The organism is Colwellia sp. Bg11-12 (assembly GCF_014076955.1).
In the GTDB taxonomy this organism is placed as follows: domain Bacteria; phylum Pseudomonadota; class Gammaproteobacteria; order Enterobacterales; family Alteromonadaceae; genus Colwellia_A.
Map to the genome: position 1 here is coordinate 81967 of NZ_JACGUZ010000074.1, position 14863 is coordinate 96829.

Here is a 14863-nt window from a genome sequence, read left to right on the forward strand (position 1 = left end):
ATTGGCTTTTAAAAACAATAAAGTACAAGTTAAGAAGATTTTCTTACGCGTAAATACCATTCTGACAGTAACCGCACTTGTTTTTTTGTATAGCCTTTACTCATCATGCGTTCTATAAAATCGTCATGTTTTTGCTGGTCGTCATTCGATGTTTTGGTGTTAAACGAAATAACGGGTAATAAATCTTCGGTATTAGAGAACATTTTTTTCTCAATAACCGTGCGGAGTTTTTCATAACTTGTCCAGTTAGGGTTCTTACCGTTATTATTCGCTTTAGCACGTAGTACAAAATTGACAATTTCATTACGAAAATCTTTAGGGTTACTAATGCCTGCAGGTTTTTCAACTTTTTCTAATTCATTATTTAAGGCTTCTCGGTCGAAAAGTTGGCCGGTTTCAGCATCGCGATACTCTTGGTCTTGTATCCAAAAATCAGCATAAGTGACATAGCGATCAAAGATGTTTTGTCCATATTCAGAATAAGACTCTAAATAAGCTGTTTGAATTTCCTTGCCAATAAATTCTATGTATTGAGCAGATAAGTAACCTTTAATGAATTCTAAATACCGCTCGGCTGTTTCTTGGGGTAATTGCTCTCGTTCAATTTGTTGCTCGAGTACATAAAATAAATGTACTGGATTTGCGGCAACTTCTAAATGATCAAAGTTAAAAACGCGTGATAATATTTTAAAAGCAAAACGTGTTGATAGCCCAGACATGCCTTCATCCATACCCGCATAATCACGGTACTCTTGATACGACTTAGCTTTTGGATCGGTGTCTTTTAAGCTTTCGCCGTCATAAACGCGCATTTTAGAATAAATACTAGAGTTCTCTGGATCTTTTAAACGTGATAGTACAGAAAATTGCGCTAAGGTTTCTAACGTATCCGGCGCACAATGTGCATTTTTTAATTCACTGTTTTCGAGTAATTTCTTATAAATTTTTACTTCTTCAGAAACACGCATGCAGTAAGGTACTTTGACCATATAAACGCGGTCTAAAAAGGCTTCGTTGTTTTTGTTATTTCTAAAGGTTTGCCATTCTGACTCATTAGAGTGCGCAAGCAAAATGCCATTAAAGGGTAGGGCTGATAACCCTTCTGTTGGATTATAATTACCTTCTTGTGTTGCTGTTAACAACGGATGCAATACTTTAATAGGGGCTTTAAACATTTCGACAAATTCCATCATGCCTTGATTCGCTCGACACAATGCGCCTGAGTAGCTGTAGGCATCAGGATCATTTTGTGAAAAGTGCTCTAACTGTCGAATATCAACCTTACCAACAAGGGCTGAAATATCTTGATTGTTATCGTCACCAGGCTCTGTTTTTGCAATGGCTATTTGATCTAGAATTGAAGGATATAACTTAACCACTTCAAATTTTGCAATATCACCTTCATATTCATGCAGCCTTTTAGCCACCCAAGGTGACATAATGGTCTTTAAATAACGTTCTGGTATTTTATATTCTTTTTTTAATATCTTGCCATCTGCATTTGCGTCGAATAAACAAAAAGGGTGGTCATTTACCGGGCTTCTTATGCCATTAGCACTGAGCACATAGATAGGCTCTTGCTGCATTAATGCTTTTAATTTTTCAGCTAATGATGATTTACCCCCACCCACAGGTCCTAATAAATAGAGAATTTGTTTCTGTTCTTCCAGTCCTTGTGAAGCATGTTTAAGGTAGGCAACAATCTGCTCTATAGCTTCTTCCATGCCATAAAACTCCTTAAAGGCAGGATAGCGAGCAATTACGCGATTAGAAAATATACGGCTTAAGGTAGGTTCATTTGAGGTATCTATCATTTCAGGGTCGCCAATGGCCTTCAATAAGCGCTCAGAAGCGGTGGCGTAAGCAAGTTTGTCTTTTTGACAAATAGCTAGAAATTCTTGAATACTAAAGCTCTCTTCTTTAGCTTCATCGTAACGTGATTGATAATGCTGAAAAATACTCATAACTGCCTCCATAAGGGAAAAAATTTGCAGATGAGTAAAAACTTACCGTAGTACAAAGTCGATATTGTTTAACTCATTCAAATAAGACCGAGAAACTATCGATATTCGCTCCAACAAGACACTAAACTTTGCATTGAAACGAGTATGTCTACCATTAAGTCTAGACGTTATTTTTTAAGGTAGAGAATAATTAGAGATTTTTTTGTAAGTAAAGAGGAAAATATAAAAGTCTTTTATATTGAATTAAAAAGAAAAAGGACACTTTTATTGAATTTTAAGCATAAAAAAACCAGAGTAGATACTCTGGTTTTTAATAAAATGCTTAATTAAAGGTTAATAAATTAATCTTTAATGAATATAAATTAAGCGAAGTTTGCCGCAGCAAAATCCCAGTTAGCTAATGCCCAAAAGCCAGCCATGTAGCTTGGACGAAGATTACGGTAATCAATGTAGTAAGCATGTTCCCATAAATCGACAGTTAATACCGGCGTTACACTATCATCAGTTAATGGTGTTGCAGCGTTTGAAGTATTAACAATAGCAAGACTACCGTCAGCGTTTTTCACTAACCATGTCCAACTTGAACCAAAGTTGTTGATTGCACTTTCAGTAAATTTCGTTTTAAATTCAGCGAAAGAACCAAAGCTTGCATTGATTGCGTCAGCTAAAGCGCCTGTTGGTTCACCGCCACCGTTAGGGCTTAAGCTGTTCCAATAGAATGTATGATTCCAAATTTGTGCAGCATTATTAAAAATGCCTGCTGATGAAGTTTTAACGATGTCTTCTAAAGACTTACTTTCAAACTCAGTACCTTCAATTAATCCGTTAAGTTTTACAACATAAGTGTTGTGATGCTTACCGTAGTGAAACTCAAGCGTTTCAGCTGAAATGTGTGGTACAAGTGCATCTTGTGCATATGGTAATGCAGGTAATTCAATAGCCATTATTTTCTCCAGAAATGGTTTGTAAAAATTTATTTTTGCGCAAAAATAAAGAAATTGTTTGCTCTTATTTAAAACTTAGTTAAAACCTAGTAAACTAGTCAAGTATTATTAAGGCTTGCATAGTGTACCCACTTATATAGGTTTTGCTAGTGTAAATATCAAGCTTGTTATTACTTATTAGATTAAATAAATACTTTTAGTATTTATTGCCTTGATTATTTTAATGTCAGACTCAATTGATCAAAGTAATAAACATTAAATTTTTATATATTAAAGACCGTCATCGTTTCGGTCGCATTTAGAGGTACTCCATGGACACTATTGAACGTATTAAAGAACAGATTTCAGAAAACACTATTTTACTTTTCATGAAAGGCTCACCGAAATTACCTAGTTGTGGTTTTTCGTCTCAGGCGTCACAAGCTTTAATGCAATGTGGTGAAAAGTTCGCTTACGTTGATATTTTACAAAATCCTGATATCCGTGCTGAATTACCTAAATATGCTGATTGGCCGACCTTTCCACAATTGTGGGTTGATGGTGAATTAGTGGGTGGTTGTGACATCATTATGGAAATGTTTCAACAAGGTGAATTACAAACCTTGATAAAAGAAGCAGCAGAGAAAAATAATTCACAAGAAAAAGCTTAATCAAATATAAAAACTGATGGCGTTAACTTTTTTATCAATAATGATGAAAATAAGTTGAAAAACACCTTATCGTCTCAATAATAGGTATACGTCAGTTTTTTGATTTAAATAAATTTAATAAAAATATTGGAGAATGAAATGAGTGTATTAGTTGGCCGTGCAGCACCAGATTTTACAGCAGCAGCTGTTTTAGGTAGTGGCGAGATTGTTGATAGCTTTACGTTATCGACAGCAATTAAAGGTAAAAAAGCGGTATTATTTTTCTACCCATTAGATTTTACTTTTGTTTGTCCATCTGAGCTATTAGCTTTTGATCACCGTATGGAAGAATTTAAAAATCGTGGTGTTGAAGTTATTGGTGTTTCTATTGATTCACAATTTTCACATAACGCATGGCGTAACACCCCAGTAAACGAAGGCGGTATTGGCCCGGTTCAATATACTTTAGTTGCTGATACTAAACATGAAATTTGTAAAGCATATGATGTTGAGCATCCTGAAGCTGGCGTTGCATTTCGTGGTTCATTCTTAATTGATGAAGAAGGCAATGTACGCCATCAAGTGATTAATGATTTACCATTAGGTCGTGATGTTGACGAAATGATCCGTATGGTTGATGCATTACAATTTCACCAAGAGCATGGTGAAGTTTGTCCAGCTGGCTGGAACAAAGGCGACAAAGGTATGACAGCTTCTCCAGAAGGTGTTGCATCTTACTTAACTGATAACGCAGACAAACTTTAAGCGTAAAGTCTTTGGCTGTAGTCAGCCTTTAGTTATTATCGTTAGTTAAAAAAACCGCTTAATTGCGGTTTTTTATGTTCAGGGTGACAACGTTTTTATGTAAGAGGCTAAAAATAGCAAGTAGCGATATTTATATTTAAGCTAATCAAAAATTGAAAAGCAATCTACACTTAACGCATCATCTTATTGATTTATGGAATTGTTTTGTTTGTGCCTAAGTTTATTTATGAGAACTTACCTTTCGCTTACTTTATCGTCAGTGGTTATTTGCTCACTTTTGACATGACGTGGCCAATGCTAACTTCAGCGGGGTTATTTTATAGTGCGGGTTGTATCATGTTAGTTAAGCGGTCAGCATCTCGAAGACTTGATAAACAAAAACAGCTTGGTATTAAAAATAAATTACCAGAGCTGCTTTATGAATATTTACCTTATATTTATGGTGCGGTCGGTGTTTTTACGATAATGGTCACAAAAAATGCACTTTTTCAATTCTGTGCTTTTACGTTGATTGTTTTAGCCATTAGAAATTTATTGTGTCGCCACAGTAATCGTATCAGTTAGGCTAAGCACTTTAAATGACAGGCGACGATTGAGCATCTTGCTGCTCTTCATCGTTTATTGCTAAAGGCCACCCTCCCATTTTTTGCCATTTGTTAACAATAAAACAGAAAAGTTCAGCTGTTTTTTCGGTATCGTAAAGTGCTGAGTGTGCTTCACTATTATTGAATTCTAATCCTGCAGCCATACACGCTTTAGCAAGCACGGTTTGTCCAAGGGCTAAGCCGGCAAGTGTTGTTGTATCAAAGCTGACAAAAGGATGAAAAGGAGAACGCTTTATTGAACAACGTTCTACAGCAGCATTAACAAAACCCAAATCAAAAGAAGCATTATGAGCAACCATTACCGCACGTTGGCAACCCGCGGCTTTCATTTTTTTTCTAATTAATTTAAAAATATCGGTCAGTGCTTGGTTTTCATCAACTGCACCACGTAATGGGTTCGTTGGATCGATGCCAGTAAATTCTAATGCTGCTTGCTCTAGGTTCGCACCTTCAAAAGGGTCAACGTTAAAGTGAATAGTTTCATCAAGAGTAAATTGCCCCGTACTTTCATCGAGCGATAAAGTCGTTGCGGCTATTTCCAATAAAGCATCGGTTTGGGCATTAAAACCAGCGGTTTCAACATCAACAACAACAGGAAAGTAACCTCTAAAACGTTGTGCAAAAGCACTCTTAGTATTTTTATCAGCAGAAGTATTATTTTTATTATCTGGGCTTTTACTCATGTTTACATCTTTTTTTAAGTTAGCATTCAATTTCAATAAGTAAATTATCGCAGAAAAAAAATGGAAACACTATGCGAACGATACGATGAATCTTGAAAGTTATGAAAATATTGCTGATAACTGCTAAAGTTATATAAACCTTGGTCGATAATAGATAAGTGGCAAGATAAAAGATAAATATTTTATGAAAAAAACTATCATCTCATTATTATTATGCATATTTGTTAGCCAAGCCAATGCTGGTATTCGTCAGTATGGCGCTGATTTAGAGCACGCTAATTGGCAATTAACCAATAACTCTAGGCTAGAGTGTACGCTCTCACATCAAATACCTAATTACGGTGAAGCAAAATTCTACAGTACGGCAAACCGTAAAATGAATATGGAATTTGAGCTAGATATGATGCGTCTACCTGATACTTATTCCTTAGCAGAAGTTAGATCTGTTGCGCCTAATTGGCGTCCGGGAAAAAGCGGTAGAACTATTGCTGATATGAAACTCTATAAGCAGTTTGCTCCGAGCCTCCCTAAAAAAGTTGCTTGGAACATGCTTAATGAATTAGAGCAGGGTATGAACCCTACTTTTTACTATAATGATTGGTATAGTGATAATGAAAGAATTTCAGTTGGTATCTCAACCGCTAAATTTAACCGTGTCTACCAAGAATTTATTGGCTGTGTTGGTAACTTACTTAACTATAACTTTGATGATATCTCTTACACGGTTTTAAATTATCAATTTGGTGGTGACAGTTTAACTAAATCATCTAAAAAGCGTTTAAGCATGATTGCCGAGTATCTTGCGCTTGATAAAAATTTAGAGCTGGTATTGATTGATGGTTATACCGATAGTTACGGCGGCAGAAATGATAACTTGAAAGTATCGAATCGCCGTGCAAATACCATTAGAGAACATTTTGTTAAAAATGGTATTGACCCGAGTCGAATTGAAGCAAATGGTTATGGGGAAAAACGTCATATTGCCTCAAATAACACCATTATTGGTCGAGCACAAAATAGACGTGTCGTGATCCGAATGGAACAACCGTAAAGACGAATTTACTGTTAAAAAATTATTTTACAAAGATTCAGTTGAATAGGCTGGTAGGTTATCTTAATCTACCAGCCTATTTTTTTATTGGATCTTCCATAATGCGACCATTGTTTAAATTTCTATTTGCACTATTGGTTTTATCAAGCTTTACAAGTTTGGCAAAAACTAATGATGCCTACACCTATGCTAATTACGACCAAGTAAAAACAACCCACATTTATTTAGACCTAGCGGTGAATTTTGATGAAAAATCACTTATCGGTTTTGCCGAATTATCACTAGAGTGGTTAAGTAAAAATTCACAACCGATTATTCTTGATACCCGAGATTTGATCATTGACCGCGTTATGGCTCAAACTAAAGCGGGTCAGTGGCGCGGGGTAAGTTTTAAACTTGCTGAGCGTGATGACGTTTTAGGTTCAAAGTTAACAATTAACAATACCTTTAAAGCACAAAAAATTCGTGTCTATTACCAATCTACTGAAAAAGCGTCAGGTTTGCAGTGGTTATCAGCAGAACAAACAGCGGGTAAAAAGTATCCTTTTCTATTTAGTCAAAATCAAGCCATTCATGCGCGTTCATGGATACCCGTACAAGACACACCCAGTGTACGTGTAACCTACACAGCACGTATTACTACTCCTGATAACTTGTTAGCGGTAATGAGCGCGAACAATGAACCTGATACTGCTCGTGATGGTGATTATTTTTTCAGTATGCCACAAGCTATTCCCCCTTATTTAATTGCGATTAGTGCAGGTGATTTAGAATTTAAAGCGATGAGTAAACAAACAGGAATTTATGCTGAAGCGAGTATATTAGATGCAGCAGTCGCTGAATTCGATGATACACAGGCGATGATTGACGAGTCAGAAAAAATCTTTGGTGCGTACCGTTGGGGTCGTTACGATTTACTTATTTTACCGCCTAGCTTCCCGTTTGGTGGCATGGAAAACCCACGTTTGTCTTTTATAACGCCAACCGTTATTGCGGGTGATAAAAGCTTAGTCAATTTAATTGCACATGAACTTGCTCATTCTTGGTCAGGCAATTTAGTCACTAATGAAAGTTGGCGCGACTTATGGTTAAACGAAGGTTTTACCAGTTATGTTGAAAATCGTATTATGGAAGCGGTATTTGGTGAAGAAAGAGCGGTTATGGAACAAGCGCTTGGCGCACAAAGCTTAAACTACGAAATTGCTGAATTAGCACCAGGTGATACTCAACTTTACATTGATCTTAAAGGGCGAGATCCAGACGATGCATTTTCTGGTGTACCTTATGTAAAAGGTCAGTTGTTTTTAATGTTTTTAGAAGCTAAATTTGGTCGAGATAAGTTTGACCCATTCATTTTAGATTATTTTAATAGCCATGCTTTTGAAAGCTTAGGAACGGCTAATTTTGTTATCTACTTGAAGAAGCATCTTACGCATAAATATCCAAATATTGTTAGTGACAAAGTCGTGAATGAATGGATTTATGAACAAGGTTTACCGAGTTATGCGCCAAAGCCTACCTCAAGTGCATTTACAACTATCGATGGTCAAATCAATAGTTTATTAAGTGATAAAATTACCTTAGCGAATTTACCTACTAAAGCGTGGACATTACATGAATGGTTGCATTTTATTAATAACCTACCTATAAACTTGTCTACTGAGCGCATGAATTCACTCGATAAAGCGTTTAATCTAACCGCTAGTACAAATGCCGAAATTGCTCATGCATGGTACTTATTAGCATTAAGAACGGGTTACGATGCTGTATATCCTGCGATGTCAAAATACCTAATATCAATCGGTCGCCGGAAATTAATTGTTCCTTTATATAAAGCGCTAGCTGAAACACCAAAAGGCAAAGCTTGGGCACTTGAAGTCTATGCAAAAGCACGACCGGGTTATCATGGTTTAGCTCAAGGTACTATCGACGGTGTATTAAAGGTTAATTAGCCTTTTAGAAAACAAAAAAGTAATCATAAAAAACGCCACGTTAACGTTATTTAGCGTGGCGTTTTTTTTATCTCAATTAATTATGCAGACTCTATATTATTTACTCGTACTATTTTCAATAATCACATCGACTTGCCTAAGGTGGTTTTGCTGTGAAATAACCACTCGAATATCATGTTTTTCTTGGCTAAAGTTTAGAGTCAAACGTCCACGTTTTCTTTCTTGATTTAATGCTTGACCATACTCTTTTTGATAAAAACCAATAACATCTTCCTCAGTACTTTTAGTGAAATAGTTAACGACAGCAGGCATTTTATCTTTGAATTCTGCAAAAACTCGAGCATCATTCATAGTAGGTATCGTAACTATTGTCGTCTCATCTGCAACTGCCTGATTAACGATTGTTAGCGTTAAAGTCAACAATATTGCATTGAGTGAACAGGTTAACTTTTTTGAGAAATTTAAGGGACGAAGGTTATGCATAGGTTTTGATCCTTTCACTGATTCTTTTCAATTTAGTGTGTTGAAACGTAACTATCAAGGTTATTTTTAATAATCGTAGACTTATGTGTATTAATCTATTGTTTAAATAATAAATAGCAATAGGGTCATTAATCATCTAATTGTATGAATATCCCTAACTAAATGATTAATAATTAATTAACCTGAACGGTCAACAAAATCATCTCGATAATGGTCAACCCATAATGCGGTTGCACCACATATTGCTACAGGCATAACGACTAAATTAACCACGGGGATCATTGAAAATACTGCGGTTGTGATCCCAAAGCTATAACTTAAGCCTTGTTTTTGTTTCAACGCTTGACGCATTTCATTAAAGTCAATTTTATGATTATCAAAAGGGTAGTCTTTGTATTGAACCGCCATCATCCAAGCTAAAAACAAAAACCACATAACTTGGCCTACAACAGGCAGTATCCAATAAAGAATGAAAAATCCTATAGCGCGTGGCAGATAATAACGCAACTTACACCACTCTCTCGATAATGTCCTAGGTACATCTTTTATAACATCAAGGGTAGAAGAGGGGGGGATTGTTTTACCACAGAGTAATAATTCCATTTTTTCTGACAATAAGCCGTTAAAAGGCGCTGCGATCCAATTCGCAACAGAACTAAAAATAAAAGAAAACATCACTAACAAAAAGAGTAAAGCGATTGGCCATAAAAAAGTGCTTAACCAAGAAAGCCAAGCAGGAAGCCAGTTATCGAGCATAGCCATATAAGTTTCTAGTTCGATAAATAAACGATAAAAGGCAAAGCTAAATAAAACCAAATTGACTAATAGAGGTATAAAAACAAACCGGCGAATGCCTTTTATATTAATGAGTTCAAAGCCTTTAATAAAATATCCTGCGCCACTGTTCGCAAACGGTTGATTAATAATTGTATTCATTGGGTGATTTTTATCCTTACACGCTGTTTTACTTGTGATTATAAAATAAATTCATAAATTGAACAGATGTTTCATGTTACAAATAGTAGATAACTCTGGTAAAATTTTAATGTTAAGTTTAATCCTAATATAACATAAAAGGTTTCTGTGTTTTATGCGTTTAAAGCATATAAAACTTGCGGGTTTTAAATCGTTTGTTGACCCAACCAAAGTGCCATTTGAGCAAAAAATGACGGCTATAGTTGGGCCGAATGGTTGTGGGAAATCAAATATTATTGACGCGGTTCGTTGGGTGCTTGGTGAAAGCTCAGCGAAAAATTTGCGTGGCGACGCCATGACCGACGTTATTTTTAACGGAGCAGCTACGCGAAAGCCCGTTGGTCAGGCATCCGTTGAATTGTTATTTGATAATATTGATGGTCGTATTCAAGGTAATATGGCCGATCGTAGTCAAGTCTCCATTCGACGAGTAATAAATCGTGATAGCCAAAATACTTATTACTTAAACGGCAGTAAGTGTCGTCGTCGAGATATTACGGATATTTTCCTTGGTACAGGTCTGGGTCCTCGCAGTTATGCGATTATAGAGCAGGGCACCATTTCAAAGCTTATTGAATCAAAACCTCAAGAATTACGTGTTTTTATTGAAGAAGCGGCAGGTATTTCTAAGTATAAAGAACGCCGCCGAGACACTGAAAATAGAATTAGGCATACGCGAGAAAATCTCGAACGCTTAAACGATATTCGTATAGAGCTAGGTGTGCAAATTGACAAACTTCATCAGCAAGCGGAAGCCGCCAAACGTTTTAAAACCTTAAAAACTAAAGAGCGAAAATATCGAGCAGAGTTCACTGTCTTAAAATGGCAAAAGTTTGATCAACAAGCCAATGAACAAAAACAACAAGTAAGCCAATACCAAACTGAAATTGAAGCATTAGTTGTTGAACAAAAGAAAATTGATATTGAGTTGTTTGATGCTAAACAAAAAATGACGATTGGGGGAGAGTCTAGCGGCGATCTCCACCAGAAAAAATTATTGTTAAGTAATGATATTGCTCGTGTAGAGCAAAATATAAAACACTTAAAACAACAAAAACAAAAATCCCAACATGATAACAGTGTTACACAACAGCAACTGATTAATGCCCAGCAGTTGGTTTTAGCTGAACAAGAACATCTTAAAAAATGTTCGTTTAAAATAGCTGAACATTTACCTGAGCTTGAATTAATTGATCAACAATTACTCGAGAGCCAAGCTCAACTCGATAGTTTTATTGAGCAACAGCGCGACGAACACCAGCAATGGCAAACCTTGCAACACCAACATAAAAATTCAAACGATCAGCAACTGAATGTTAAACAAAAAATATCTCAGTTAAGCGAACAAATAAACCAGCAGCAGCAGCGAAAAAAGACGTTAATGCACTTACTCGTCAGTTTATCTGATGAAGAACATTCAGAAAATGTTGAAAGTCTAGCTGATATTGAAACCAAGTTGCTCACGCAAGAAATTCAGCACCAGACTTTTGTGAAACAACATAACGAGAATGAGATAAAGCAACGAGCACTCGTTAAAAAAATTAGCCTAGTTTCACAACTGCAAGCCCAGAGTAGTGGTGAAATCTCAGCATTAAACCTGTCTTTAAAACAGCTACAGACACAAAAAAATCAACAAGCAGATTGGAGTGTTAAGCAAAAGGAATGGCTAGCCGAGCAAGGTGAGAAGGTCTTAGGTACCGTTTATCAGTCACTCGACGTTGAAACAGCTTGGCAGGCAAGTGTTGAATTAGTATTACATCATTGGCTACAAGGAGAGCTCGTTGAAAGTTTTCCAGAACAATTAACGATTGACCCTTTATTTTTGGTGCTCGGAGATACAGAAGGTAAAACGTCTTCGTTGACTTGTGTGCAAGCAATAAAAGGTACTTTAGCTGAGAAAGTTAAAGGTTTATCTGCAATTACTGCTTTTTTAAACAATATATTGATCGCAGATGATTACCAACAAGCACAAAAAATTATCTTGTCTATTGCCGAACATCAGTCAGTTATTTGTCAAGATGGTACGTGGCTCAGCGCTCGTTTTTTAAGAAAAGGCCGTGCTGAAAATTTCAACGCATTGTTGCAGTTATCTGAAAATATTACGAATACGTCATCAAAAATTAGTCAGCTACAACTCAATGTAACTAGTGGTCAAAATGAAGAGGACCAATTCACTCATCATAAAGAACAGCTTGCTAGCGAAGCGAAAGTGCTTAGCGCGACTATTGAAGCGTCTATGCATCAAGGGCAGGCTTTAAAGCAACAGATCGCATTAGCCAAGCAAGCAAAAGAGCAGCGTGATAAACAAAGTGCTACCTATCAGCAAGAACTTATCGAGCTTGAACGTTTTCTCATTAAAAATAAAGAAATACTATTTGCACAAGAAAACACATTAGCGCAATTGCCCAAACATGATACTAATCAGCTTATTGACATCAGTACAGCACAAGAGAATTTACAAAGAAAAATTCAAGACAGTCAAGGGAGTACACAAAAACTCCATCAGCAAAAGCACCAGCAAGCCTTAATGATTGAAAAATTAAACCATGAACAAGTGCAGGGGCAATTAGCATTGATACGTGCGCAAGAGAGTATTCAGCAACTTACTGAACAGCAACGTATGCATCAAAAGATGATTGAAGACTCTGTATCACCTTTACAAGCAGATGAGCAAAAATTGCAAGTATGGTTGATCGATGTTGCTAAGATTGATGAAAAAACAGCAAAAATTCAACATGACACAACCGATACTAAAACGTTAATCAATGCTGCTGAAACAAAACTTCAACAATTAACTAAAAAAATCAACCATAAGAAAGAACAGGTTAATGCTGTGCACCTAACAGCAGAAAGTTATCGATTGCGAGCTGATGCCGCGCTTGAACAATTAAACGAAATGCAGCAAAATTTATTGGCGGTGCAATCATCTATGCCAGAACAGGCAAAAGAGGCAATATGGCAAGCTCATATTGTTAACTTGGGAAAAGATATTAATCGTTTAGGCGCGATCAATCTTGCTGCTATTAATGAATATGAAATACAATTTGAACGTAAAACATATCTGGATCAACAAGATGAAGATTTAACCCAAGCAATTAATACGTTAGAATTAGCTATTGCTAAAATAGATAAAGAAAGCCGCCATAAATTTAAAGACACTTTTGAAAAAATTAATAATGATCTCAAAGCATTATTTCCTAAGGTGTTTGGTGGTGGTAGTGCTTATTTAGCGTTAACTGATGATGACATGCTTGAAACGGGTGTTACTATTATGGCAAGACCGCCAGGTAAAAAAAATAGCACGATTCACTTATTATCGGGTGGCGAAAAAGCGCTGACCGCATTATCATTAGTGTTCGCAATTTTTAGATTAAACCCTGCGCCATTTTGTATGCTTGATGAGGTAGATGCGCCACTTGACGATGCTAATGTAAGCCGTTTTTGTAATTTGGTTCGAGAAATGTCACAAACCGTGCAGTTTATCTATATTAGTCATAATAAAATAGCGATGGAAATGGCGAGTCAACTCACTGGTGTGACGATGTTTGAACCGGGCGTTTCGAAAATGGTCGCTGTAGATATTGATGAAGCAATTGCTATGGCTGAATTAGCGTAAGCACAAAATAAAGTAAAGCTAAACAAAGCTGAAATAGAATAATAAAAGGCTATCAGATGGAATATAATTTCAGAACCGCATTGATTGTTATTAGTGCTGTAGTGATCACGGCAATATTTGTTCATGGTTTTTGGACAATTAGAAAAAATAAAAACCCTTATAAACTCAAAGCAAAATCTGAGAAGCTTGAACCGCATAATCGAGGTTTTGACGGTTCAGGTTTTGATCAAGATGGGGTGAGTAAGCCTAGAGTGGTCGACAATTTGCTCGACGACGAAGCGTACGATCAAGAAATTCCCATGTCTACTCGCTCTGATTATGAAGAACAACATCGTTCATATCGAGAATTTAGTGCTGAAGATGATGAACCAAGTTTAGGCGATATGTCTGCTTTAGATGATATAACGAAAGAGAAAAGCAACCAAACATCTGATATTCACGGTCATGAAGCATCTTTGGTTGATAACGTTAAAGACAAAGAAGCGACCCTGACTAAAAAAGTTGAAACGACGGTTTACCAAACACCGGTAATATCAGCTAAGCAGCCATTAAAAAACAGTGCTCGTTTTAGTCATAAAGCACCGATTAAGCGAGATCAAATAGAAATAAATTTTGGTAATGAAAACAAGAAAACCCAAAGCACGGCTCAACAAGCCCCAGATACAGTTAAGCATAAAAAAGTTAATATCGAGCCTGAAGTGCTTATTGTCTCAGTTGTTATGCCAGAAAAACAGCAAATGTCGGGCGCAGCGCTTTTACCGATGTTATTAACCTTGGGTATGAAATATGGTGATATGAATATCTTTCACCGCCATGAAGATAACGCCGGTAAGGGTAAAGTAACCTTCAGCTTAGCGAATATTATGAACCCCGGAACCTTTGATCTCGACAATATGGAAAGTTTTACAACACAAGGTATTAGTCTATTTATGACGTTACCCAATGTGGGAGATGCTGCTGTTGTTTTTGAACAAATGTTAAATGCCGCGAAACAACTCGCTTTAGAATTTAATGGGCAACTATTAGACGATAAACGTAATGTTATGACCAAACAAACAGAACAACACTACACGGGTAAAATTCGTGAATTTGAGCGAAGAAATTTAATCGCTTCGTCTTAATATTAATTAAACCATCGACAGGTTAATATAGCCATTAGCCTGTTATTTAAACGCCTTCAAAAGTAAATAACCTTT

Annotated in this window: 12 protein-coding genes; 7 read left to right on the plus strand and 5 right to left on the minus strand. The window is 36.4% G+C overall.

The annotated features are described in order from the left end of the window. Nucleotides 1-29: 29 nt before the first annotated feature. Together H4J39_RS13045 and sodB are read right to left on the minus strand one after the other, a co-directional pair. Nucleotides 30-1964, minus strand: a complete 1935-nt coding sequence (locus tag H4J39_RS13045) for a PrkA family serine protein kinase (protein ID WP_182228860.1) — start codon at nucleotides 1962-1964, stop codon at nucleotides 30-32. Between the two features lie 362 nt (nucleotides 1965-2326). Then, nucleotides 2327-2908: a superoxide dismutase [Fe] gene (gene sodB, locus H4J39_RS13050; protein ID WP_182228861.1), complete on the minus strand. Its 582-nt coding sequence runs from the start codon at nucleotides 2906-2908 to the stop codon at nucleotides 2327-2329. A gap of 311 nt (nucleotides 2909-3219) precedes the next feature. On the opposite strand from sodB, the gene H4J39_RS13055 reads away from it, so the two are divergent. The 3 genes from H4J39_RS13055 to H4J39_RS13065 all read left to right on the plus strand — a co-directional run bounded on the left by H4J39_RS13055 (nucleotide 3220) and on the right by H4J39_RS13065 (nucleotide 4866). Beyond that, nucleotides 3220-3558, plus strand: coding sequence for a Grx4 family monothiol glutaredoxin (locus H4J39_RS13055; RefSeq protein WP_182177883.1), 339 nt, complete (start codon nucleotides 3220-3222; stop codon nucleotides 3556-3558). 138 nt (nucleotides 3559-3696) lie between these two features. Beyond that, entirely contained in the window at nucleotides 3697-4302 is a 606-nt protein-coding gene (locus H4J39_RS13060; RefSeq protein ID WP_182177885.1) for a peroxiredoxin, read from the plus strand. Between the two features lie 210 nt (nucleotides 4303-4512). Next, the gene (locus H4J39_RS13065) at nucleotides 4513-4866 is read left to right on the plus strand and encodes a hypothetical protein (RefSeq protein ID WP_182228862.1); all 354 of its coding nucleotides are present in this window, start codon (nucleotides 4513-4515) and stop codon (nucleotides 4864-4866) included. A 10-nt stretch (nucleotides 4867-4876) separates the two neighbouring features. Here the strand turns inward: H4J39_RS13065 and rnt are convergent, their stop codons facing one another. Then, nucleotides 4877-5590 carry a ribonuclease T gene (rnt, locus tag H4J39_RS13070; RefSeq protein ID WP_182228863.1) on the minus strand — a complete coding sequence of 238 codons (714 nt, stop codon included), beginning with the start codon at nucleotides 5588-5590 and terminating at the stop codon, nucleotides 4877-4879. Between the two features lie 184 nt (nucleotides 5591-5774). Here rnt and H4J39_RS13075 point away from each other — a divergent pair, with 184 nt between their 5' ends. Together H4J39_RS13075 and H4J39_RS13080 are read left to right on the plus strand one after the other, a co-directional pair. After that, nucleotides 5775-6641, plus strand: a complete 867-nt coding sequence (locus tag H4J39_RS13075; RefSeq protein ID WP_182228864.1) for an OmpA family protein — start codon at nucleotides 5775-5777, stop codon at nucleotides 6639-6641. Nucleotides 6642-6742: 101 nt separating this feature from the next. Then, entirely contained in the window at nucleotides 6743-8593 is a 1851-nt protein-coding gene (locus H4J39_RS13080) for a M1 family metallopeptidase (protein ID WP_182228865.1), read from the plus strand. Nucleotides 8594-8689: 96 nt separating this feature from the next. Here H4J39_RS13080 and H4J39_RS13085 read toward each other — a convergent pair whose 3' ends face one another. After that, a complete protein-coding gene (locus H4J39_RS13085) occupies nucleotides 8690-9076 on the minus strand; it encodes a hypothetical protein (RefSeq protein WP_182228866.1) in 387 nt (128 codons plus the stop codon). A gap of 177 nt (nucleotides 9077-9253) precedes the next feature. Beyond that, nucleotides 9254-10012, minus strand: a complete 759-nt coding sequence (gene cysZ, locus H4J39_RS13090) for a sulfate transporter CysZ (protein WP_182228867.1) — start codon at nucleotides 10010-10012, stop codon at nucleotides 9254-9256. Nucleotides 10013-10166: 154 nt separating this feature from the next. Here cysZ and smc point away from each other — a divergent pair, with 154 nt between their 5' ends. Further along, nucleotides 10167-13667: a chromosome segregation protein SMC gene (gene smc / locus H4J39_RS13095; protein WP_182228868.1), complete on the plus strand. Its 3501-nt coding sequence runs from the start codon at nucleotides 10167-10169 to the stop codon at nucleotides 13665-13667. A gap of 56 nt (nucleotides 13668-13723) precedes the next feature. Next, on the plus strand, nucleotides 13724-14788 hold the full coding sequence (gene zipA / locus H4J39_RS13100; protein ID WP_182228869.1) for a cell division protein ZipA: 1065 nt from the start codon (nucleotides 13724-13726) through the stop codon (nucleotides 14786-14788). Nucleotides 14789-14863 lie beyond the last annotated feature (75 nt).

What these genes read in the sequence shown, in the direction of transcription:
- rnt (WP_182228863.1), bottom strand. Translation starts at nt 5,590, where the DNA reads ATGAGTAAAAGCCCAGATAATAAAAATAATACTTCTGCTGATAAAAAT.
- smc (WP_182228868.1), top strand. Translation starts at nt 10,167, where the DNA reads ATGCGTTTAAAGCATATAAAACTTGCGGGTTTTAAATCGTTTGTTGAC.
- H4J39_RS13055 (WP_182177883.1), top strand. Translation starts at nt 3,220, where the DNA reads ATGGACACTATTGAACGTATTAAAGAACAGATTTCAGAAAACACTATT.
- H4J39_RS13085 (WP_182228866.1), bottom strand. Translation starts at nt 9,076, where the DNA reads ATGCATAACCTTCGTCCCTTAAATTTCTCAAAAAAGTTAACCTGTTCA.
- H4J39_RS13045 (WP_182228860.1), bottom strand. Translation starts at nt 1,964, where the DNA reads ATGAGTATTTTTCAGCATTATCAATCACGTTACGATGAAGCTAAAGAA.
- H4J39_RS13060 (WP_182177885.1), top strand. Translation starts at nt 3,697, where the DNA reads ATGAGTGTATTAGTTGGCCGTGCAGCACCAGATTTTACAGCAGCAGCT.
- H4J39_RS13080 (WP_182228865.1), top strand. Translation starts at nt 6,743, where the DNA reads ATGCGACCATTGTTTAAATTTCTATTTGCACTATTGGTTTTATCAAGC.
- H4J39_RS13075 (WP_182228864.1), top strand. Translation starts at nt 5,775, where the DNA reads ATGAAAAAAACTATCATCTCATTATTATTATGCATATTTGTTAGCCAA.
- cysZ (WP_182228867.1), bottom strand. Translation starts at nt 10,012, where the DNA reads ATGAATACAATTATTAATCAACCGTTTGCGAACAGTGGCGCAGGATAT.
- zipA (WP_182228869.1), top strand. Translation starts at nt 13,724, where the DNA reads ATGGAATATAATTTCAGAACCGCATTGATTGTTATTAGTGCTGTAGTG.
- sodB (WP_182228861.1), bottom strand. Translation starts at nt 2,908, where the DNA reads ATGGCTATTGAATTACCTGCATTACCATATGCACAAGATGCACTTGTA.